Here is a 21,876-nt window from a genome sequence, read left to right as displayed (position 1 = left end):
ATCTGTTCTTCCGTAAACCTGGCTCGCTTCATCTGTCCGTCCTTCAGAAGGCCGGACTCTAACTTCAACCGGAGGAAATCGGCAGGGGCAGGTCAGGCCATCTCCAATTGTCGCTGCGGTCGTGCTGGACTTCACCAACTACGATCTTCATCCCCCTTCCGTCACATTCGTAGACCCTTTTACGCGAGAACCGATCCCGGCCAAGTCCCTGTTGATTCAGATGCTTCGCCGCCCCGGGGGGCTGAGCCCACAGGCGTTCGCAATAATGGCGCAGCAGGGTACGGCCCAGGCATCGCAGATGATTCAGGCCGATAATCTCGAGGATCAGCCGTTTATCTGCCTGCCCGGCGTGCGCGAATACCACGACAATCCGGCACATACAGGTGATTCATGGCTTCTGCATCGGAACTGTGGAGAAGGATCCTTGGCGTTCATTCTGGAAAAGATATGGGCCTACGGGGTGAACCCGCTCGCGCATTATCAGATGCTGGCGCAGGCGCCCGCAATCAACATGGCTCTCTCGCTGGCGGCGATACCGGAATGATCAGAATCGCCGACGTGACGGCGCTATCCGTCCCGCGCAACTGCGTGGATGAGCTCCACACCCATTTGCGGAAGGTAGGACGCGATGGACACGAAGGTCTCGGCCTCTGGGTAGGGCGGCAGGCGGGCCATCACTTTCAGGTGTTCAAGACCCTTATTCCTGCCCAGCGCCACATCCGCACGGGCGACGGCGTCTGCGTCGTGACCGGCCCAGAAGAGCTGCATCGCATCAATGTCTGGCTATACACGGAGAAGCTTGCGCTCATTGCCCAGATTCACAGTCATCCCGGCCAAGCGTATCATTCCAGCACTGACGACGAGTACGCGATCGCCACCACAGTAGGATGCCTGTCGTTCGTCGTGCCGAACTTCGCGCGGGCGCCGTTCGATCTTGGGAACATAGCGTCCTATCGGCTTGACGGGCGCGGAGTATGGCGCGCCCTGACCGCCGGCGAAGCCGCGCTGATGATTTCGATCGAGGATTGAACGATGGCCATGGCCAACTTCATGGACCGAGCGGCGTCTGCGGCGTCACGGGTACTGATCAACTTCAAAGTTTCGGCCTTCGAGGACAAGCTTGCTGCTCAGGTGATCGGCCTGACTTTCGACGGCGCAGCCGTGCAGTCGCCGGAAGGCAGGGCCAGCCTAGATATGATCATCAGGCTGTTGTCGCGTCTCTATCCGACGATTGCGCTGCGACCGCTAGATGCAATGGCAAAGGATCACGTTACCGCCCTGGAGGCTCTGGCGAAAGCCATCAATCCGGAGATTGAGCTTGCTAAGGCCAGGAAGGCCATCACAGTCGCCGTGGTTGTTGGAAGCAGCCCATCGCGCATTAGGTGTCCGACTTTCTTCGTCGGCTCTGACGCATGGAGGGCCAAACTTTCGAACCGCAGTCCGGTTGGCTCCGGGACTTCGATGAACCCGTTCGGTGCAGGAGCTGCTGCGTGCTTCGCTGCAGCCAATGTCTTTCGGTCCGTGTTTGCCGAACAGTTGCAGCGCGGCGCGGCCGATGAACTTATCGACCTATCCATGCTCACCTACGGCCACAGCGCGGGTGATTCTGGTCCGGGCTTGGAGGGAACGGATATCGGCGAGACCCACCTCGTCGGACTGGGCGCGATAGGGCATGGCGCCATTTGGGCCTTGGCTCGCGCGGTGGGTCTGAAGGGATCGCTTCGTCTGGTAGACCATGAGGAAGTCGATCTTTCGAATCTGCAGCGCTACGTGTTAGCCGGCCAATGTCATGTTGGGTCGCCAAAAGTGGACGTCGTACGCGCCGCGCTCGCGGACACCACGCTGGAAGTGTCGACGCATTTTGCCAAATGGGACTCCTATGTGAAGGAGCGCAACAATTGGACGTTCGAAAGGGTCGCTGTTGCACTTGACAACGCGCCGGACCGCATTGCCGTGCAAGGAGCGTTGCCGAAGTGGATTGTTAACGCCTGGACGCAGGAGACTGATCTCGGCGTGTCGCGCCACGGCTTCGATGACCGTCGCGCATGTTTGGCCTGCCTTTACTTGCCTTACGGAAAGATAAAGGACGAGGACGAGAGGATAGCTGAGGAGCTTAAGTTGCCGGAGGCAAAACAGGAGATCCGGGTGCTTCTACAAACGCACAGGCCGGTGGACGCGGGTTTCGTCGAGCGCGTTGCGAAAGCCTGCGACGTTCCTTTTGAATCCCTTCAGGAGTTCGTCGGCCAGCCCCTCCGATCCTTTCATCAGCGGGCAATCTGCGGCGGAATGGTTATGCGCCTGACGGACGGAGCGCAGCCTGTTAGAGCTGTCGTGCCCATGTCGTTTCAGTCGGCTTTAGCTGGCATAATGTTGGCGGCAGATCTCATAAAGCACGCTTCGGGGCTGCTGAACACACCAACTACGAGCACCCGGATTAATCTGCTCCGGCCACTCGCGGAGTTTCTTCATGATCCGAAGGCGAAAGATGCATCGGGGCGCTGCATCTGTGCGGATCAAGACTTTTTGGCAGCGTACCGGCGGAAGTACGAGGTGTCGCGCGCAAACTGAGCCCAACTTTTACGTCTCGATTGCATTGAGATGTCTGGCCGCACGGTCGCGGGCAGGCATGTTGGGGAATCGTTCGCGCGCAACGGGCACGCGCTTGATTGGCCCATATTCGAAGGGCAGATATCACGATGCTAAGCGTGCTGGCTTGGCATACTGGAAGGGCAGCTACGTCGGCAATATCTCTATCGGGTATGCATCCGCTCAAGTGGAAGGCCGTCGGCATGTTCAGACGATGCAAATGCTCATCCTCGATGCGATCCCAGCGAGGCGCCAAACCACAACGTTGACTGACCGCACTTGGGCAGGCCGCTCTGGCGCGGTTTGGGTGACTCACGCTACCCTGTCATTCCCAATCACCTCACTGCACAATGGGAACGAAATGGTTGCAGCCACCCCTGAATTGGCGACCTCCGGTTACGCGCTTGAAGCGGGCGGCCGACGCAAAGCGGGATTTGCCACCAGAACGGCGCCTGGGTCAGGTGCCGAAGAACTAAAGAAGCGTTTTCCCACGCTTCAGATCAGGATCTATGACGCGCAGACAAATGCGCGCGAGGAAATCTAGGTCCTCCGACCTAAGCCTTTGCGGAGTTCTTCCGCTTGCGCGCGTCCGGCTCCGCCGCATCGCCCCCTCGTGAAACCGAGCCGAGTTGCGTCTCGGCATCCGGCTCCGATGCCTGGCGCAAGACCTGCGGAGCTCCTCGGAGGCACTCAGGAGAGGGTTTCCCAAGGTACCCTCTTAATAAGTGGGAAGAGCGATCCGAAACTTGGCAAGCTTTTGTGCCAGTGAGGACGCCGGTTCTCGCTTGTGCTGTCGCCACCCGGAATAAGCCAGGCTGGAAGTGATAGAGGCGGTCATCGAGCGACACGCCCAGGTGGATCGCGCCGACGCCGGGCTCGATGGATGAGCTGCGCCGGGCAATGGGGAACCCACGGCCGTCGACAGCGCGACCGGACCCAAGCTGATCGAGCAGAAAGACGGCGCGTCACAAGGCTCAAGCGCTGCTAATCGTCACGATTGCAATGGTAAAGTCCCTCGCCGACTGACTCGGGGGCAACATGGTTAAGGCATTTCGCAAACGGTCATGGCACTTACTTTTGTCGAATTGCCGGCTGCAACATGTTTTGGAATTTCATGAATGACTATATGGTCTGCGGCCTTGCGCTGGCGGCTTCAGTGACAGCCGGCTTTTGCGTTGAGCGCATCTTCATCGAGTGGTCCCGTCGGGAGATGATCCGCCTCCACGGCGCGGACTGGCATTCGGCGGAGAACCGACAGCTCGACGCATGAACGTCACCCGTCGCCCGCTCGTCATTTTCACATTCGACCCGAGGGCCTTGGCCAGATGATCAAACCGGTCCATCCATTCCGGTTCGCTCGCATCGAGCGTCTGCGAGAGCTGCTTGAACGAGACTACGGGATGGCAGTTGATCCGAATGCGGGCGTGAGCACCACGAAGCTGGTGAGACCCGATCCGCAGCTGCTCGATGCAGGTTTGGTACTCAGTCGTGATCCAGGAGGGTGCGAGCTGGGTCCTTCGTTGAGAGCCGGCGAACGCGACGGCACGCAACCGGTCGATGCGCCGAGTAGCATCACGATCTGGATGGGCGACGACCATAAGCTGACTCGACGTAGGGGGTGATTGGACGCGCCCGTGCATCCGTCACCCAGCATCTCGGGCCATGTGTGGACGGCTCCGGGTTGGCAAGGAGAATCTTCACTTGCGGCGTTGGTCGGAGCAGCCATGTGTTCGGCCTTCTTGTGCGGTACTCATGACCGCTGGCCATAATGCCCTCCGCGGATCAGGTCCCGATCAAAAGCACGCATTCGAAGATGCTCTGGCCCATGTGGGTTGTCCTGATCGCCGGATCGACCGGCGCTGCATTAGTGCTGTTCGCCCTTCCAACCGTTACGTCACACCCGGATGACCGGCTATGATCTCGTTCACGCCGTAAGAGCGGCGGGTTCCTTGTAGGGTTCGTTCCTGGCCATCATCGCCCATGCCATCCTGGCGAGCTTATTGGCGAGTGCGATGGCTGCGACCTGGTAGGGCGCCGTGCCAACAACGCAGTGAGCCAAGGCCGATGGCTTGTGCCACGGATCTTGGCATAGCGGATCACGGCGAGTGCGCCCGCTGTGAATAGGCTGCGTAAATAGCGATCGCCTTGCTTGCTGATCCGGCCAAGCTTGTCCTTGCCCCACTCGAGTTCTGCTTCGGCACGAGCCCAACCCAAGCCGAGAAGTCCCGCCCCGATCGGAAGGTCTTGGCATCGGCAACGCTCGCGACTAGCGCCGTTGCCAGTGCTGGACCGACGCCAGGGATCGCATCCAGTCGCTTGCTCGTCGCGTTTGATCGATGCCAGGCAATAATGCGCCTATCGAACTCCAGGATTTGAGCCTTCAGTGCCCGCAACTGGCCGCCGAGAGCCGCAAGACACGCGCGGGCCACCTCCGGAACTCGGCGGTCGGCTGGATCGGCGACGACTTCTAACAGCTGTTCGACACCCCTGCGCCCGACGGGGGCAACAATCCCGAACTCGGCCAGATATGAGCGGATCGAGTTGATGACGGCAGTCTGCTGGCGAATGAAGAGATGGCGCACGCGATGAAGCATCAGACAGCTCTGTTGTTCGATGGTCTTGGTCGGCACGAACCGCATGTTGGGCCTTGTGACCGCCTCGCAAATAGCCTCCGCGTCGGTGCTGTCGTTCTTCTGCCGCTTAACGTAGGGCTTCACATAGGCCGGAGGCATCAATCGCACCGTATGCCCCAACGCCTGCAGCTCGCGCGACCAATAATGCGAGGACGCGCAAGCCTCGATCCCCACGAGGCACGGCGGCAACTTCTCAAAGAAGGATAGCACGAAACGGCGCTTGAGCTGACGGCGCATGACCACCTGGCCGGCTGCATCGACGCCATGCACTTGAAAGACCGACTTCGCGATATCCAGACCAATCGTTGAAATTGCTGCATAGGCTGCTCCTCCGAATCGTGGGAGCCTTAAACGGCGCCCACTCCTTGGCACTCTCGTGCCCGTGGAGGAGCCGTCCACATGGGGTAATCGCGGGAGCGAGTCGCCCCTCAAGCCGGGTCAATCGACAATGGAAGCTGGTGGCTGTTCCCCGATAGGATGGAAATACGGGCTCACGACCGGACACCGGGCCCAAGCATCGAATGGAGAACAGCCATGGAAGAATATATCGGTCTCGACGTGTCGATGAAAGAGACGTCAGTCTCGATCCGCCGAGCAGGTGAACGGATCTGGCGCGGCAAGTGCGCATCTGATCCTAGAATCATAGCCGAGCTCATCCGCAAGCGGGCGCCATCCGTGAAACGCGTCGTATTCGAGACCGGACCGCTGTCGGTGTGGTTCTATCATTCTCTGCGCGCCGAAGGCTTGCCGGCGATCTGCATCGATGCGCGCCATGCTAAAGCGGCGCTCGATATGGCGGCGAATAAGACGGACGCAAACGACGCCGATGGCCTGGCGCAACTCGCGGAAGTCGGCTTCTTTCGTGAGGTGCGTGTGAAGGGATTCGACAGCATGCTGACCCGCACGCTTGTCGCAGCGCGGACGCGGCTGGTCCGAATCACTACCGAGCTTTCCAACCAGATCCGCGGCGTCATGAAAACCTTCGGTCTGGTCGTTTCTGCCGGAAAGGGAAGCACCTTCGAGAAGAACGTCCGGAGCCTTCTTGCCGATCAGGACGGACTTGCATCGATCGTGCTTCCGATGCTGGAAGCCTGGCGTGGCATTCGCATCCGCGCCGCCGAACTCGGACGCCAGTTGGTCCAGGACGCGCGCCAGAGTAAGGCTTGCCGCATCCTTATGTCCATTCCCGGCATCGGTGCGATCACCGCAACCGCCTTCACAACAGCCATTGAGAGGCCGGACAACTTCAGGAAATCCCGATCTGTTGGCGCCTGGATCGGCCTGACAACGCGCCGCTACCAATCCGGAGAAGTCGATGAAGGTCATTGTAGCACAAAGCCGTTTTGGCAAGCCTCCAGCGAGTCAATCCGCGGAGTTAACGTTGCAGCCGCGAGCGCGGCTTGGACAAAGCCTCCAGTCAGGGCTGGTGACCGGAGGTTTGCCGAGATCGGGCGCAGACGTGCGTCGGCACGGGGCTTTTAGTCGCGCCGCCGGTTTCGGAATCGTCGAGCGTCGCTTGGCCCCGCGCTGCCATGCCAGACAAACCGACCGAAGCTCGCAGCGGCCGAGTCGCGACTGGCTATCGGAGTAGGGCCCGAGTGCTCGTATGGCTTGAAATTGAAGTGGCCCGTTGCTGTCGCAGATGCAACATGGTCTCAGTCCCGGGACAGCACAATTGGGCAAATTGCCCATCATTGAGCGCGCCTGTCCTTGGCACGGCATTTGAAAGGGATCGCCAATGGCATCGCTACTAAGGAGTCGGAAGGCATGACTTACAAGATCGTCGCTTCGCAATGCACTGTTTGTGGGGCATGTGAGTTCGAGTGTCCCAACGCGGCGATCAGCCTCAAGCGCGACATTTACGTTATCGATGCAAAAAAGTGTACAGAGTGCGAGGGCCATTCCGACACGCCGCGATGCGCGGTGGTCTGTCCGGTGCCTGACACCTGTGTCCCGTCTAAGACAACATAAGCAGCCCGCGTCCAGAAGGCTTCACCGCTCGATTCGCGAACGAAGTAGTAGATGTCGAGCTTGAGGAGGCCGCCGTCCGCGTGGGGCGCATCGAGGTCGATCAACATAGTCATGAGCTTGAGGCGCTGATGACTCCGAGAAACCCTCGAATGGCTCTAGAGGACGCCGTCAAATTGTCTCGAATAAGGACAAGGCCGCCTCGATGCTCCAGGTCGCCGCGTTCAGACTTATTGTCGCTGGCTGACGAGGCGAGGCGAGGTGGACGGGTGTCGAATATCCCAAGATTGGCTCGCAGGATATCTAAAGCCACGTCACTTCGAAGCCGAAGAGACGGTCTGCACGCGCGAGAGATCGGTCCGGAGATCCTGAAGACGTACGAGAAGCTCGGCAGCCGGTCCCACGCTCACCATGCACAAGTGCATGGAGCGTAGGGTCATAACAGGATCCCCGCCGCCCGCTCTCCCGCCGCTTACTCCAGTTTCGCAAGTCAGGGTGCATCCTGACGTCCGGAACTGTTCCTGCGATGTCGCGCAGGCCAAGGTCCAGGCTGCACTACTCGCCAGCGGCGACGGAAACAACGAAGGCGCGCGCCAAAGTTGCTCAGGACGTAAGTGCTTAGCGCACCGAGGAGATCATCTTGAGCAACGCTACGGAGCGATCGAGCTCGCGGCTCGTCGCTGGGTCTGTCGAACACAGGCAGTCCGACCTGATCATCCGTTCGATCCTGGAGCAATCCGGCCTTGGCAATTCCTAAGGAGCCTCATGGCGCTGTGATCAAGCGGATGCCGGCCGAGGACGATCGCAACTTCCTCAAGGGCGAGTTCGAGAAGGTGCTGACGGAAAAGACCAGGTTTGTCGCGATCACGCAGATGTCGGACCGCCCAGCGCGTTCGTTCTGCTCGCGTTAGCTCATCCGACTACGCCAAGAGGGTGTTGAGCGGACGCATTCACAACGGAGGCTCCAAAGATCCACGCGTTTTTACCAGGCCGGGAGTAAGACCGTTGTGCCCTACCTGGTGCAGCTCGCAATCTCTTGGTCAATATCGCGGCAACACTTAGTAGGTTGACGGATCGATCCTCGTGCGCCTAATGCCAGCCGTCGTGGTCTTCGGATTTCGTTTGATCCGGAGCTAAGAGGGAAGCCGGTGCAATGCCGGCGCTGCCCCCGCGTAAGCGGCGAGCCGCTGTCCAGCGAAGTCACTGAAGCCATGCGGCTTCGGGAAGGCCGGACAGCAGCGACGACCCGCGAGCCAGGAGACCTGCCTCGACAATATATCGTCCACGGGGGGTGTCCCGGTGTGCGCAAGCAGCTGTCGCTCACGCGATATTCGCTGCATGCGTCCGCCATGACCTTTGCCCCAATCATGGGGTCTGAGCTATGTCTTTTCTTTCGCTTCCCGTTGCCACACTGGGGATGTCACGCATCGGCCCACGACGCGAACTCAAATTCGCGCTCGAGAGCTACTGGGCGGGAGACTCCAGCGAAGCCGAGCTCCTCGAGGCGGGGAGTGGACTTCGTGTCGCTAATTGGGCACAGCAGAAATCCCGCGGTGCGACCGTCATTCCGTCGAATGACTTCTCGTTTTACGACCATGTGCTCGATACCAGCGTAATGGTCGGCGCCATTCCCGACGTCTACGGCTGGACCGAAGGTCCTGTGTCGCTCAAGACCTACGTCACCATGGCGCGTGGCGCTCAGGACGGTGGTCACGCTCAGCATGGGTTTGGCGTAGCCGCACAGGAAATGGCGAAGTGGTTCGATACCAACTACCACTACATGGTGCCGGAATTTCACCGGGATCAGATCTTTAAGTATTCCTCTCGAAAGCCCACCGAGGAATATGAGGAGGCAAAAAAGCCTCGGCTACCAAACGCGCCCGTCCTAGTTGGCCCAGTCACTTTCCTGAAGCTCGGCAACAGCGTTAATCCCGAATTCAATCCACTGTCGCTGCTCGATCGGCTCCTCCCAGTCTATGTCGATGTTCTCCGCGAACTAGCCTCGCGCGGTGCTGAATGGGTTCAGCTCGACGAGCCATGCCTGGTGACGGACGTCGACGAAGCATCTCGGGCGGCTGTCCGCCGGGCCTATGCTCATTTCGCAAAGGTTGTGCCTGCCCTTAAAATCATGCTGGCCACATGTTTCGGAGCTATCGGCGACAATCTTGAAACAACCCTTGGCCTTGCCCGTTGCCGGGCTTCATGTCGATCTGGTTCGGGCACCCGACCAGTTGGACGCAATTGTCGCCAAAGCGGCGCTCACGGTGCCGCTGGACAATAGAAACCCCATGCCAGTTGCACCTGACATGCAAGCTGCTGATTTAGTCACAAAACGAGTCCGGGCTACCGAACAACGTCGGATGTCTTGGTTTGATGAATACATACACTGTCATAGATGCGACAAGCGCCGGTCCCGGCTAGACATCATCGCACAGAAAGTTTTGTGATGAGATCTAATTGCCAGCTTGCCGGCCACACGTGGGACGGCGGTAAAAAGATCTACGCTAGTCTACGGCGAGACACTGAGCCGAGGCGCCCGGCGGTGCGCATCGCTCACGATTTCGCCTCGCCCTGCCGACTCAAGGCTCTCCGAGCTCATATCCGGGCCGGCTCTTTGCGCCGCCGCCGAAATCCCGCTCGTTTGTAACAGACGAGCGCCGAAACCTGAACATGGCTTATCTGGGTTCGCTGGCATGGCAATTGCCGATCTCAAATCTGTTACGCAGAGTTTGACGGTACGACCGTCCGATTTACTGGGATACTCCCATTCGACACCAGCTTAAGTGCCGGCCTGACATATCTGGCCGCGTGTGGTTTGGGATAAGATAACCATTTCGACCCACTCACGGCCGAGTGGCAGCTTTTGAAATCCTGCGCGCTGATCGCAAAAATCGCTGAACTTCTGCAGAGCAATGGTCAGTTCGTGCTCTTGCGTTGAAAGACTTCGGTACAAGAGGACATGTTGGTAGGAGAGCTTTACATCATGTCCGCAGATGGCGAGGTCGTGAGATCTCATCGGCGTCTTACCCAGGGAAGGACGTGATTGAACAGTTGTCCATGGCTGGTTCAAGTGAGATATGGTGTCCGTGATGGCTTCGATTGACGATCGATTGAATGAGATCAGATACGTGCGGAATGACATTTGGCGCTGTCGAAGAAGGCTTAAAAGCGAGCTAAGTGATCTCGAGCGTAAGGTTCTCGAAGATCGCCTGCTTGAGCGGCAATCTGCCTTTGAACGGCTCCTAGCGACCACGTTTCCTTTTACATTGACACTGTCAAGCAAAATTGGCGACCTTTGCGGCGGGTCATTGGCGCGCAAAATGGCGTCGGCTCATAGAACGCATGCGCCTGCGTCAGAAACGTAGGCTCCGTCGCCGAAGGCCGCCGCGCCCGTCATGGTCGCCGCCGAGCTGAAATGCAGCCTTGGTTCACCGATGTGCTGGCCCGCGGCGCACCCTGAGCGCCGATAATGAAACCGTTCGGGCCGCCCATCCAGGACCACGGGTGGAGGGGGACACCGATTGCGCCGTTTCTGCGAAACCGCGGTCACCATGAGTAGCTTTCATCCGACAGAGCGATCGAAGAAGCTTGAATCGGCCGTAGCGTCAGATTGTACAGAGCAGGGGAACAATACTCCAGACTAGGTGTAGCCTAATGAGAAGAGCCGTTATCGCTTTTGCATTATCTTCCGCTCTCGATCTGCTCGGGCTAAGCGCGAGCGCGGTTGCGGACACAAGGCGGTACGCGTGCACGATCACTGCCGCCGATAGAGAGCCGGTCGGAGTTCGGAACGAGCGGGTCATTCTCACGGTTCAATATGGCTGCCGGATCGCGGATGGTCTCTCGAGTGACGCGGGGATTACAGCAGTGTCGGTCAGCGAGTGGGCTGCTGATAAAGGAACGTACCTAGCGTCCCTGGAATTTCACCGCGCGCTGGAGGGAGTTGCAATTGGGCAACTCTCCGAGGCGACTGGCTTCTCTAGCATGGAAGGCGAGCAAGGCATTGCGGTCGCAACTTCCGGCACGACAGTATTCAAGTTCGCATCTGGCTCATTGGCAACCCTTTCAGGGAAGACCCTTAAATTCACCACCAAACTTACTGGCCTACGTAGCTTCGAATTGGAGTTCACAGATTGGCCAGAATCTCTTTTTTGAAGTGACTGGTGTCTTACGCTTTATTTCCGCAAGCGCAGAAATATACGGCGGCACTCATGTGGAAGATAAGGTTCTCAGCGTGTTCGAGCCGTCGACCGAGATCATCCGTAAGGACAAGCCGGCAAGCCCAATGAGTTCGGCAAAATGATCAAGCTGCAAGATTGTCGACTAAGTCTATTTCCGGCGGCCCAATGGCGATCTGTTGATCCCGGCCACCGCAACCCACCACGGGGCGTGCCGCGGCTGGTGGCGACTGACGCGGGATTCTACTCTGCCAGGAACGAGGCCGCTGCGAGAGCATTGGGGGGTATGCATCCCCAATCGACCGAGCAAAAGGCGCGGAGCGCAAGCGCGAACAGAAGAAGCGCTGGTTCCGCGATGGCCAAAAATGGCACACGCCATGGACGCATCAGCGTGGTTAAGCGGCGAAACGGCCTCAATCAGTGCTGATAGAAGGATGACGCCGGAATGCAGCGCTGGGTCACCCTCGGTGTGATCTCAACCTCGGCAACATCGGCCGAACGATGAGCAGCCGAGCCGCTCCGTAGACGTCGCACCCATCATGCTCGCTTCAGACCCCGCCGTCCACCCGGCGGGGGTTGTTTTGGTTTATGCCGTTGGCCAAACAAGCATCAATTTCGCGCCGGGAAGTAGATAAAAGTGGGCTATCCACGGGCCCTCAGCCCGCGCTGATGCCTCGCGCTCATCATCAGACGGGCCTCGTTGTCCCTGCACTCGGTGCCGCGTGCCGGCGTCGGCTCACCGCGTCACGCTCCCGCAAGCGGCGATAGAAAAAAGTTGACGCGCGCCGGATCGAAGCGCCGAATTGCGTCGCGGCGGGCCTTACCGAGATGCTGAAGCGAGCTGCAACTGGACTGCCGAATGACACGGACGAGGCCGTTGTAGAACGCCGACCTCTTTACCCCGAATGAGCAAGGGCCACGAGCTTGCGCCTTTAAGGCTATCGCGGCTTGAGAATCGATCAGCCCCAATGCTTTCCACGAGATCGCGTGTCGCCACATTAGAGCGCGTCTCCACGAGATCAAGTGGAATGACGAGCGAAGCGAAAGATCGCGTGTAGGTGAAACAAAGCGTTCTGTTGACAACTGAGTTCTCTTAGTCATCCGGAAGAGGTGCTGCAGCGCTCATCATCACTTGCTCAGTATCGATCGCAAACACCATCGGCGCATCTACGTGCACTGGACTCTCTCGAACCGATCGTGTTTGCGGTCGCTCGATGCGTGCGCCAAGCAAAGCTGCGCACCGGAGTGACGTCGGCGCGCGGGAAGACTCTAGCTATCTCGCTGGCGGAGAGCGCAAGCGATTGTTTTGTTTCAGACAGGGCGTTAGCGGGTACGGCTGTCGGTGCCACGCAGGGTCAGGTTTATAACAATCCGCATCCTACCAGCTATCTAGCTCTACAGACGTGGGTTTTTGTGTTCAACCAGCGCTGGCACACTCGTTGCAAACCCCTGCGCAACAGGCGGCTGTTAGCCCTTTGCATCGACATGCAGAGGGGCAGGCGGGCCCCTGATGGCACGTGAGCGAGTAAAGAAGCCGATAATGACCCAATCGCTGGAGGGCAGGCATGACATCACCGAGACGCGTCTTGGTCAGCGTTTCCGTCGACAAACCAACAGCCTCACACATGGCGGTCGCGAGCGCTTAGCTGAGATGAGCTGCAACATCCTGATCGACCGCTGCGGCATGATCCAGAAGCCCGCGAAGTTGCGTTCGGTAGGACTGGCCAGGGAGATTGCACGCTTTACACCTCAACGCCGGATCGGAAATCCGTCGGTCTACCGGAAAAGCGCCGCATCTTCATTTGAGACGACAATCGAAAGGAAATTTGTATGAGCCGAGCAACTACCGAAAGCGTCGCAGAGATCAAGGCGCGCAACAAGCAGCTAATCGATGAGGTGTTGAAGGTCTACCCAGAGAAGACCGCCAAAAGGCGCGCCAAGCATCTGAGTGTTCACGAGGCGGGGAAGTCGGATTGTGGCGTCAAGTCGAATATCAAGTCCATTCCGGGCGTAATGACCATCCGCGGCTGCGCCTACGCGGGCTCCAAGGGCGTCGTCTGGGGGCCGATCAAGGACATGATCCACATTAGCCATGGTCCGGTCGGCTGTGGTCAGTACTCATGGGGCTCGCGGCGCAACTACTACGTCGGCACGACCGGCATCGACACGTTCGTAACACTGCAGTTCACTTCCGATTTCCAGGAAAAGGATATCGTGTTCGGCGGCGATAAAAAGGTCACCAAACTCATCGACGAGCTGCAGGAGCTGTTTCCTCTCAACAGGGGCATCACCATTCAGTCCGAATGTCCGATTGGCTTGATCGGTGACGATATCGAGGCAGTCTCCAGAGAAAAGTCAAAGGAATATGGCGGCAAGACCATCGTGCCTGTGCGGTGCGAGGGTTTTCGTGGCGTGTCGCAATCGCTCGGCCATCACATCGCGAACGACGCCGTTCGAGATTGGATCTTCGACAAGAGCGCCCCAGAAGACAGCTCTAAATTTGAGCCGACCCCGTATGACGTTGCCATCATCGGCGACTACAACATCGGCGGCGACGCCTGGTCGTCACGGATCCTGCTCGAAGAAATGGGCCTGCGCGTCATCGCCCAGTGGTCCGGGGATGGATCTCTCGCTGAATTGGAGGCGACGCCGAAAGCGAAGCTCAACATATTGCATTGCTATCGCTCGATGAACTACATCTCACGGCACATGGAGGAAAAATTCGGGATTCCCTGGTGCGAGTACAACTTCTTCGGGCCTTCCAAAATCGCGGAGTCGCTGCGCAAAATTGCAAGCTTCTTCGATGATAAGATCAAGGAGGGCGCCGAGCGCGTCATTGCGAAATATCAGCCGCTGGTCGATGCGGTCACGGCGAAATACCGGCCGCGGCTCGATGGCAAGACCGTAATGCTGTTCGTCGGCGGCCTACGTCCTCGCCACGTCATCGGCGCCTATGAGGACCTCGGCATGGATGTTGTCGGCACAGGCTATGAGTTCGGTCACAACGACGACTATCAGCGCACCGCCCAGCACTACGTCAAGGACGGCACGCTGATCTACGACGATGTCACCGGCTACGAATTCGAGCGCTTCGTAGAAAAGATCCGGCCCGACCTCGTTGGCTCCGGTATCAAGGAAAAATACGTCTTCCAAAAAATGGGCGTGCCGTTCCGCCAAATGCATTCCTGGGACTACTCGGGTCCTTACCACGGCTACGACGGCTTCGCGATCTTCGCCCGAGACATGGACATGGCAATCAACTCCCCGATCTGGGGGAAGACCACCGCACCTTGGAAGGACGCTCCGCGGCCGAGCCTCATGGCGGCGGAATAGGAAAGCCGACGCCCGGGCCCTTTCTTCCACAGAGGAGGGGAAGGGCAGGAGAACGAACACAAGAACCTGAAGAGTGCCATGATGACACAGAACGCCGAACACATCCTCGACCACTCTGAGCTTTTCCGGGGAGACGAATACCAGCGGATGCTGGCCAACAAGAAGGCGCTATTTGAGAATCCGCATGATCCCGCCGAAGTCGACCGTATCAGAGAATGGTCCAAGACGCCCGAATATCGCGAGAAGAACTTCGCCCGCGAGGCGCTAACCGTTAATCCGGCGAAGGCTTGCCAGCCGCTAGGTGCGGTGTTCGCCGCGCTTGGGTTCGAGCGCACACTGCCGTTCGTCCACGGCTCCCAGGGTTGCGTCGCGTATTATCGCAGCCATTTGTCGCGGCACTTCAAGGAGCCGACCTCGTGCGTCTCCTCGTCCATGACGGAAGACGCGGCTGTGTTCGGGGGGCTCAACAACCTGACCGACGGGCTTGCCAACAGCTACAACATGTACAAGCCGAAGATGATCGCGGTCGCCACGACCTGCATGGCGGAAGTCATTGGCGACGACCTCAACGCCTTCATCAAAACATCAAAGGAAAAAGGTTCAGTCCCCGCGGACTACGACGTACCATTCGCTCACACTCCTGCATTCGTCGGTAGCCACATTACGGGCTACGACAACACGCTCAAGGGTATCCTCGAGCATTTCTGGGATGGCAAAGCCGGCACGGCGCCTAAACTCCAGCGCAAAGCGAACAACTGGATCAACTTCATCGGTGGCTTCGACGGCTACACTGTCGGAAACATCCGTGAGATAAAGCGCATCTTCGAGCTGATGGGGATCGGCTACACGATCCTCGCGGATAACAGTGATGTGTTCGATACCCCCACCGACGGCGAGTTCCGCATGTATGATGGCGGCACCACACTAGAGGATGCCGCGAACGCAGTCCATGCGAAGGCAACCATTTCCATGCAGCAATATTGTACGGAGAAGACGTTGCCCTTCATCAAGGGGCACGACCAGGAGGTCGTCGCCTTCAATCACCCGCTGGGTGTCAGCGCTACAGACGATTTCCTGATGACGCTGTCGCGTATCACCAACAAGGCAATTCCAAATGCGCTGGAGCGGGAGCGCGGGCGTCTGGTAGACGCAATGGCTGACTCTAGCGCGCACGTTCACGGCAAGAAGTTCGCGATCTACGGCGATCCCGACCTCTGCTATGGCCTGGCCGCATTCTTGCTGGAGCTTGGCGCTGAGCCAAGGCACGTGCTCTCGACCAACGGGAGTAAGGCCTGGGAGCAGAAGATGCAGGCGTTGTTCGCGAGCTCGCCGTTCGGTAAAAACTGCCGCGCCTTCCCGGGCAAGGATCTCTGGCACATGCGTTCGCTCCTATTCACAGAACCAGTCGATTTCCTGATCGGTAACACCTACGGCAAGTATCTCGAACGTGACACTAGAACGCCGCTAATCCGCATCGGGTTTCCCATCTTCGATCGCCATCATCACCATCGTTATCCAGTGTGGGGCTATCAGGGTAGCATGAATGTGCTGGTCAAGATTCTCGACAAGATCTTTGATGAGATCGATAGAAAAACCAGCTCGGTTGGTAAGACAGACTACAGCTTCGACATCATACGCTAAGGCGAGCGCCCCGCCTCATCGTCCGCAGGAACAGCGGCGCTGTGGCGGGGATCACAGGTTATCCGCCGGCCCATCCTCCTGCTCTGTGCGGATGTCTTGACATCCCCGAAAGAGACACCATGACTTCGCTTCCCACGACCATACAGGACGTCTTTAACGAACCGGGCTGCGCCAGGAACGCGAGCAAGTCGAACGTCGAGCGCAAGAATGGATGCACCAAGCAGCTGAAGCCGGGCGGCGTCGCCGGTGGGTGTGCCTTCGATGGTGCCAAAGTCGCACTGCAGCCCTTCACCGACGTCGCCCATCTTGTGCATGGTCCAATCGCCTGTGAGGGCAATTCTTGGGACAATCGCGGTTCCGCCTCCTCCGGCTCCGATCTGTGGCGCAGAAGCTTCACCACGGACATGAGCGAGACCGACATCGTGTTCGGCGGCGAGAAGCGGCTGTACAGGGCAGTCAAGGAGATCACAGAGAAATACGACCCGCAGGCCATCTTCGTCTACCAAACATGCGTGCCCGCAATGATCGGTGACGACATCGATGCGGTCTGCAAGGCAGCCTCCGCCAAACTTGGCAAACCGGTCATTCCCATCAATGCCCCGGGATTTGTGGGGTCGAAAAACCTTGGCAACAAGCTCGCAGGCGAAGCACTGCTGGAGCACGTCATCGGTACCAGAGAGCCCGATTACACCACTGCGTATGACATCAACATCATCGGCGAATACAACCTCTCCGGCGAGCTCTGGCAGGTCAAGCCGCTGCTCGATGAGCTCGGAATCCGGATCCTGTCGTGCATCTCGGGGGACGGCAAGTATCGCGAGGTGGCTTATTCGCACCGAGCCAAAGCCGCGATGATGGTCTGCTCAAAGGCAATGATCAACGTCGCACGCAAGATGAGGCATCGTTACGGCATCCCGTTTTTTGAAGGCTCGTTCTACGGTATTGAGGATTCCAGCGATTCACTACGCCAGATCGCGCGCATGCTGATCGAACGCGGCGCGCCGGCTGAGCTGATGGAACGCACAGAAGCCCTGATCGCACGCGAAGAGATCAAAGCCTGGGCTGCGATTGAACGTTTCAAGCCACGCTTTGCCGCCAAGAGGGTTGTTCTCATCACCGGTGGCGTGAAATCCTGGTCGATGGTGGCCGCTTTGCAAGAGGCCGGGCTCGAGATCGTCGGCACGTCCGTGAAGAAATCGACCAAGAAGGACAAGGAACGTATCAAGGAATTAATGGGCCAGCACGCCCACATGATCGAGGACATGTCGCCTCGCGAGATCTACAAGATGCTAAAGGACGCAAAAGCCGACATCATGCTCTCCGGCGGCAAGTCGCAATTCGTCGCACTAAAGGCGGCGATGCCGTGGCTCGATATCAACCAGGAGCGCTGCCACGCCTATATGGGCTATATCGGGATTGTCAAGCTCATGGAGGAGATCGAGAAAGCGCTCTACAATCCGATATGGGATCAGCTCCGCCAAGCCGCCCCATGGGATGAGTTCGACCGAAACCGTCAGGCAAGGCCGGTTGCGCAGATGTATGCGCAAGCCGCTGATCCAGTTCGAGACGCGAGCAAGAACGGCGTCAATACGATAAGTCTCTCCAATGAAACTGAGGCCAGCGGTGGCGAGAGCGCGATTGCGGCGCATGGCCTGAACCTCGCCAAGCCGTGCACCAATTCCACTGCACAGTGCCTTGCTTGTAAGGACATTCGTTCCGATCTGCAGCCGCCGGCGCTGCAGGCGGCGGAGTAGGGGAACGACATGGCGATCGTTACTACCTCGAAGAAAGCCTGTTCGGTCAATCCGCTCAAAATGAGCCAGCCGATCGGCGGCTCATTTGCGTTCCTGGGCCTGCGCGGCGCGATGCCGCTTTTGCACGGCCCGCAAGGTTGCACCTCCTTCGGGCTAACGCTGTTCGTGCGCCATTTCAATGAAGCCGTGCCGATGCAGACGACCGCCATGAGCGAGGTTGCCACCGTGCTCGGTGGCCACGAGAATCTCGAACAGGCGATCCTCAACATCTACAATCGCGTCGAGCCCGAGATCATTGGTATCAATTCAACTGGCGTCACCGAGACCAACGGCGATGATGTCGAAGCATTCATCCGGTTGATCCGACAGAAGCATCCGAAGCTCGAAAAGCTCCCCCTTGTCTACGTCTCGACCCCGGACTTCAAGGATGCCATTCAGGATGGCTGGAGCAAGACAGTGGCGCGGATGATCGAGATGCTTGTGGCTCCCGTCGACACAGCGAGACCGCGCGATATCTCCCGCGTCAACGTGCTACCTGGATGCCACCTCACGCCCGGCGATCTCGACGAGCTTCGCACGATTTTTGAGGATTTTGGCCTCAAGCCCTCGTTCCTGCCGGACGTCGCCGGTTCGCTGGACGGTCACATCCCCGACGAATTCACGCCCACCACGATCGGGGGCATTGGAGTGGACGAGATTGCGACCATGGGGCAGGTGGCCTGGACGATCGCGATCGGTGCGCAAATGCGCCGTGCGGCCGAGGCCATGCAGGTGCGGACAGGCACGCCGTTCCGCCTGTTCGAGCGGCTCTGTGGCCTTATCCCAAATGACGAATTCATCGCCTTCCTGAGCCAGATCAGCGGCCGGTCGGTGCCCTGGAAATATCGCCGGCAGCGTGGACAGCTGGCAGACGCCATGCTGGATGCACATTTCCATATCGGCGGACGCAAGCTCGCGATCGGCGCCGAGCCGGACTTGTTATTCGATCTCTCCAGCTTGCTCCACGAGATGGGCGCACAGGTAAGTGCTGCGGTGACGACGACGAACTCACCGGTGCTCCAGCGGGTCAGGACCGAGGACGTCCTGATCGGCGATCTGGAGGACCTTGAAGAGCTTGCCAGGTCGCGTGACTGCGACCTCTTGATGTCGCATTCACATGGTCGCCAGGCCGCTTCGCGACTCAATGTCCCGTTCTTCCGGGTAGGCTTTCCTATGTTCGATCGCGTTGGGGCTGCGCACCTCACGATCGTTGGCTATCGCGGCACGCGCGATCTGATCTTTGACATCGCCAATCTGATCATCACTGACCGCGAAGCCAACCATGGGCCGACGCCCGACACCTGGCGATCAACCTGCGGCGGCCCGCAGGTCCAGCCCCAGTTGCATTGAGCAGGGAAAGAAAACAACCCGGATGAAAGTTGCATTCGCCACTCAGGATTTGAAGCACGTCGATGCCCACTTCGGCTGGGCCAAGAACATTGCGATCTACGAGGTCGTCCCGGACGGGCATCGGTTTATTGAGGCGATCCAGTTTGACGGTGACCTCACCGAAGACGGCAATGAGGATAAGCTCGCGCCGAAGGTCGAGGCGATCAGGGAGTGCGCAATCCTCTATGTTGCGGCGATTGGCGCCTCGGGTGCTGCGCGAGTCGTCGCCAGGAACATCCATCCGATGAAGGTGCTGCAGCCAGAGCCCATCCACGACCTTTGCGTCAAACTCGAAACCGTGCTGAAGGGGTCGCCGCCGCCCTGGCTGCGGAAGCTGCTCACCAAAAGCCGGGAACGTCCGGTGGATTTCGAAGCCTGAAGGAACAAAGATGGCCGATCCGTCTGAAGTCACTCCACCCGCCGCCGCGGCGGAAGGGCCATTTCTGAAAGAGCTCATCAAGATCTGGCGCGCCCAGGACACCCACGGCGCCTGGGACGGCAAAAAGGATCTCGAGCTGCTCGAACCCTACGTTCTCGACAAGCGCAAGCGGCGTGCGCTGCCGATCGTCGGCAATCCCGACCCGGACACGACATGGCGGCTGGAGCTGTTCTTCGACGCCGTTGCGCTCTCGATCGAGACGGCCACCGGTGTGATGATCTCGCCAATGCTGAAGATGCATCACGAAGGGTTCGGTCGGATCGTGCTGATCGGCGGCCGGCTCGTTGTCGTGAGCAAGCAGCTGCGCGACGTGCATCGCTTTGGTTTCGACCATCTCTCTGATCTCGCCAATCAAGGCGACAAATTCGTCAACAGTGGCGTTGAGATGATCCGTAAGTTCCCGGAACTGGCGAGTTGTTGAGGCAAGTGTGAGCGATATCGAAACTCTGAAAGCGGAAATAAAGAAGCTGGCGGCCAAGGCGACCGAGGCCAAGATGGACCTCCACGATCTCTCCGAGGAGCTGCCGGTCAACTGGTCGTCGATCCTGAGCGTGGCCCAGAAGGCCCACGCTGCCTTCAGCGAGCTCGAAAGCAAGCGCCAATATCTCGAGGCGCTGGACAAAAGAAACATAGCGGACGGTTAGCCATGTCATTCAGGACCCGCGACGGTCGCAATTGGAGGCCGGACTACCTGGTTTCTATCGATCCCAACAAGTGTATCGGCTGCGGCCGCTGCTACAAGGTCTGCGGCCGTGAGGTCATGACGCTGAAGGGGCTAAGCGAGGGTGGCGAGATCATCGATCTCGACGAGGACGACGATGAGCTCGAAAAGAAGGTCATGGTGCTGAAGGACGAAGGCGCTTGCATCGGCTGCAGCGCCTGCGCCCGGGTGTGCCCAACAAACTGTCAGACCCACACACCACCTGGTTGATTCAGCTTTCTCCGACGAGATCGACGAGTGAGTTGTCAGATACAAGCTGGTAGGGAACTCCCAGATCCGACCTGTTATGGCGTGAAGCCGGCAGTTGCCGAATCGGGCCGCGACCTCGCATGGACCGCCGGCGGCGAAGGCCAGCAGGATCGTGAAAACGACAATGCCGACACCGTCGTTGAAAGAGTGACTCGCCCTGCATCTCGACCTCGAGACTCAGGTGCCTTTACCTTTTTGAGCGTACCCATGACCGCCAGCGGATCGGTCAGGCTGATAAGGCCGCCAAACACCAGCGCCAAAGACAGCGGCAGCGACTAACCAAGGCGACCAGCGGGCTGCCAGAATAGAAAGCCAAGGATAAACGTCGACGTGATCGTGGCGAAGGTGGCAAGCTCGATTGGGGGTACGGCGCGGCTTACCAATGTTGCGAGATCGACGTGGAGCGCTCCCCCGAAGAGCAAGAATGCTAACAGTCCCGTTCATGACGACGGACCTGAAGTCGATCTGGAGCACTGTCTTTCGAGCAGATGCGTGGCGACGAAGGCAGAGATCCCGCGTTTGCCTGACGCTTCTGGCTCGATTGCAAGGTTCGCGAATGACGAAACAGTGGATCAGCATACCTAAGGCCCGTGCAAAAAAGCGGGCCTCGTGCCCCAACCCCTCATTGGGAACGCGTGTGCGCGGATCTCATTATGGCTTGCCTGCAACAGCAGTCCACTTGCGAGAAGCCGCATATATTCCAGCAACTGGAATCGTCGTTCAGGAGAACTGATAAAGAAGGTGTCGCCAGTCTGGCGTCTGACGACTATCCGACACTGTTCTGTCGCCTTTGTTGGTCCGCGACACTGGCCTAGTTCGCGAGCTTTTGTCTGGCCTCAGGCTAATCCGCTGAAAAGCAATCACGATCTTTCCTTCTGCTGGGTCGGCCAAATTGGCACGAGTTTTGAAGCTCCTTCGTTGCGAGCCGGGAGCCGCCGACCGACCT

Annotated in this window: 16 protein-coding genes, 5 pseudogenes and 1 riboswitch; of the genes and pseudogenes, 20 read left to right on the top strand and 1 reads right to left on the bottom strand. The window is 58.7% G+C overall.

Annotated features, from left to right (window positions below):
- Positions 1-100: 100 nt before the first annotated feature.
- The 5 genes and pseudogenes from ABIB00_RS31380 to ABIB00_RS31360 all read left to right on the top strand — a co-directional run.
- A pseudogene (locus ABIB00_RS31380) lies at positions 101-544 on the top strand (putative metal-binding protein); the annotation flags it as partial.
- Positions 541-1,029: a Mov34/MPN/PAD-1 family protein gene (locus ABIB00_RS31375; RefSeq protein ID WP_354107008.1), complete on the top strand. Its 489-nt coding sequence runs from the start codon at positions 541-543 to the stop codon at positions 1,027-1,029. The pseudogene ABIB00_RS31380 and the gene ABIB00_RS31375, both read left to right, overlap by 4 nt.
- A 3-nt stretch (positions 1,030-1,032) precedes the next feature.
- Positions 1,033-2,568 (top strand): E2 ligase fold family C protein, encoded by a 1,536-nt coding sequence (locus ABIB00_RS31370; protein ID WP_354107007.1) that lies wholly within the window; start codon positions 1,033-1,035, stop codon positions 2,566-2,568.
- A 379-nt stretch (positions 2,569-2,947) separates the two neighbouring features.
- The gene (locus ABIB00_RS31365) at positions 2,948-3,130 is read left to right on the top strand and encodes a hypothetical protein (RefSeq protein WP_354107006.1); all 183 of its coding nucleotides are present in this window, start codon (positions 2,948-2,950) and stop codon (positions 3,128-3,130) included.
- 781 nt (positions 3,131-3,911) lie between these two features.
- A complete protein-coding gene (locus ABIB00_RS31360) occupies positions 3,912-4,208 on the top strand; it encodes a hypothetical protein (RefSeq protein ID WP_354107005.1) in 297 nt (98 codons plus the stop codon).
- Positions 4,209-4,510: 302 nt separating this feature from the next.
- Here the strand turns inward: ABIB00_RS31360 and ABIB00_RS31355 are convergent.
- A pseudogene (locus ABIB00_RS31355) lies at positions 4,511-5,531 on the bottom strand (IS110 family RNA-guided transposase).
- 222 nt (positions 5,532-5,753) lie between these two features.
- On the opposite strand from ABIB00_RS31355, the pseudogene ABIB00_RS31350 reads away from it, so the two are divergent.
- The 15 genes and pseudogenes from ABIB00_RS31350 to fdxB all read left to right on the top strand — a co-directional run.
- Positions 5,754-6,629, top strand: a pseudogene (locus ABIB00_RS31350) (IS110 family RNA-guided transposase); the annotation flags it as partial.
- A gap of 357 nt (positions 6,630-6,986) precedes the next feature.
- Positions 6,987-7,190, top strand: coding sequence for a 4Fe-4S binding protein (locus tag ABIB00_RS31345; RefSeq protein WP_247822234.1), 204 nt, complete (start codon positions 6,987-6,989; stop codon positions 7,188-7,190).
- Positions 7,191-7,930: 740 nt separating this feature from the next.
- Positions 7,931-8,098, top strand: coding sequence for a hypothetical protein (locus ABIB00_RS31340; RefSeq protein WP_354107003.1), 168 nt, complete (start codon positions 7,931-7,933; stop codon positions 8,096-8,098).
- Positions 8,099-8,275: 177 nt separating this feature from the next.
- A riboswitch (cobalamin riboswitch) is annotated at positions 8,276-8,471 on the top strand.
- A 97-nt stretch (positions 8,472-8,568) separates the two neighbouring features.
- A pseudogene (locus ABIB00_RS31335) lies at positions 8,569-9,439 on the top strand (5-methyltetrahydropteroyltriglutamate--homocysteine S-methyltransferase); the annotation flags it as partial.
- 1,402 nt (positions 9,440-10,841) lie between these two features.
- A complete protein-coding gene (locus tag ABIB00_RS31330; RefSeq protein WP_354107002.1) occupies positions 10,842-11,342 on the top strand; it encodes a hypothetical protein in 501 nt (166 codons plus the stop codon).
- 46 nt (positions 11,343-11,388) lie between these two features.
- Positions 11,389-11,870: pseudogene (locus tag ABIB00_RS31325) on the top strand (ISNCY-like element ISBva1 family transposase); the annotation flags it as partial.
- A 1,035-nt stretch (positions 11,871-12,905) separates the two neighbouring features.
- Positions 12,906-13,199, top strand: a complete 294-nt coding sequence (locus ABIB00_RS31320) for a hypothetical protein (RefSeq protein ID WP_354107001.1) — start codon at positions 12,906-12,908, stop codon at positions 13,197-13,199.
- The gene (gene nifD, locus ABIB00_RS31315) at positions 13,196-14,698 is read left to right on the top strand and encodes a nitrogenase molybdenum-iron protein alpha chain (RefSeq protein WP_354107000.1); all 1,503 of its coding nucleotides are present in this window, start codon (positions 13,196-13,198) and stop codon (positions 14,696-14,698) included. Before ABIB00_RS31320 ends, nifD begins: the two co-directional genes overlap by 4 nt.
- An 81-nt stretch (positions 14,699-14,779) precedes the next feature.
- Positions 14,780-16,339, top strand: coding sequence for a nitrogenase molybdenum-iron protein subunit beta (gene nifK, locus ABIB00_RS31310; protein WP_354107025.1), 1,560 nt, complete (start codon positions 14,780-14,782; stop codon positions 16,337-16,339).
- A gap of 119 nt (positions 16,340-16,458) precedes the next feature.
- The gene (gene nifE / locus ABIB00_RS31305) at positions 16,459-18,093 is read left to right on the top strand and encodes a nitrogenase iron-molybdenum cofactor biosynthesis protein NifE (protein ID WP_354107024.1); all 1,635 of its coding nucleotides are present in this window, start codon (positions 16,459-16,461) and stop codon (positions 18,091-18,093) included.
- Between the two features lie 9 nt (positions 18,094-18,102).
- Positions 18,103-19,482 (top strand): nitrogenase iron-molybdenum cofactor biosynthesis protein NifN, encoded by a 1,380-nt coding sequence (nifN, locus tag ABIB00_RS31300; protein WP_354106999.1) that lies wholly within the window; start codon positions 18,103-18,105, stop codon positions 19,480-19,482.
- 22 nt (positions 19,483-19,504) lie between these two features.
- Positions 19,505-19,900 (top strand): nitrogen fixation protein NifX, encoded by a 396-nt coding sequence (gene nifX / locus ABIB00_RS31295; RefSeq protein ID WP_354106998.1) that lies wholly within the window; start codon positions 19,505-19,507, stop codon positions 19,898-19,900.
- 10 nt (positions 19,901-19,910) lie between these two features.
- On the top strand, positions 19,911-20,381 hold the full coding sequence (locus ABIB00_RS31290) for a NifX-associated nitrogen fixation protein (protein WP_354106997.1): 471 nt from the start codon (positions 19,911-19,913) through the stop codon (positions 20,379-20,381).
- 7 nt (positions 20,382-20,388) lie between these two features.
- The gene (locus tag ABIB00_RS31285; RefSeq protein ID WP_354106996.1) at positions 20,389-20,604 is read left to right on the top strand and encodes a CCE_0567 family metalloprotein; all 216 of its coding nucleotides are present in this window, start codon (positions 20,389-20,391) and stop codon (positions 20,602-20,604) included.
- A gap of 2 nt (positions 20,605-20,606) precedes the next feature.
- Complete coding sequence (gene fdxB / locus ABIB00_RS31280) at positions 20,607-20,891, top strand: ferredoxin III, nif-specific (RefSeq protein WP_354106995.1); 285 nt, start codon at positions 20,607-20,609, stop codon at positions 20,889-20,891.
- Positions 20,892-21,876 lie beyond the last annotated feature (985 nt).

The organism is Bradyrhizobium sp. LB14.3, from assembly GCF_040547985.1.
GTDB lineage: Bacteria > Pseudomonadota > Alphaproteobacteria > Rhizobiales > Xanthobacteraceae > Bradyrhizobium.
Note: the sequence above shows the minus strand (reverse complement) of the source record. Positions and strands in the feature narration are given on the sequence as shown.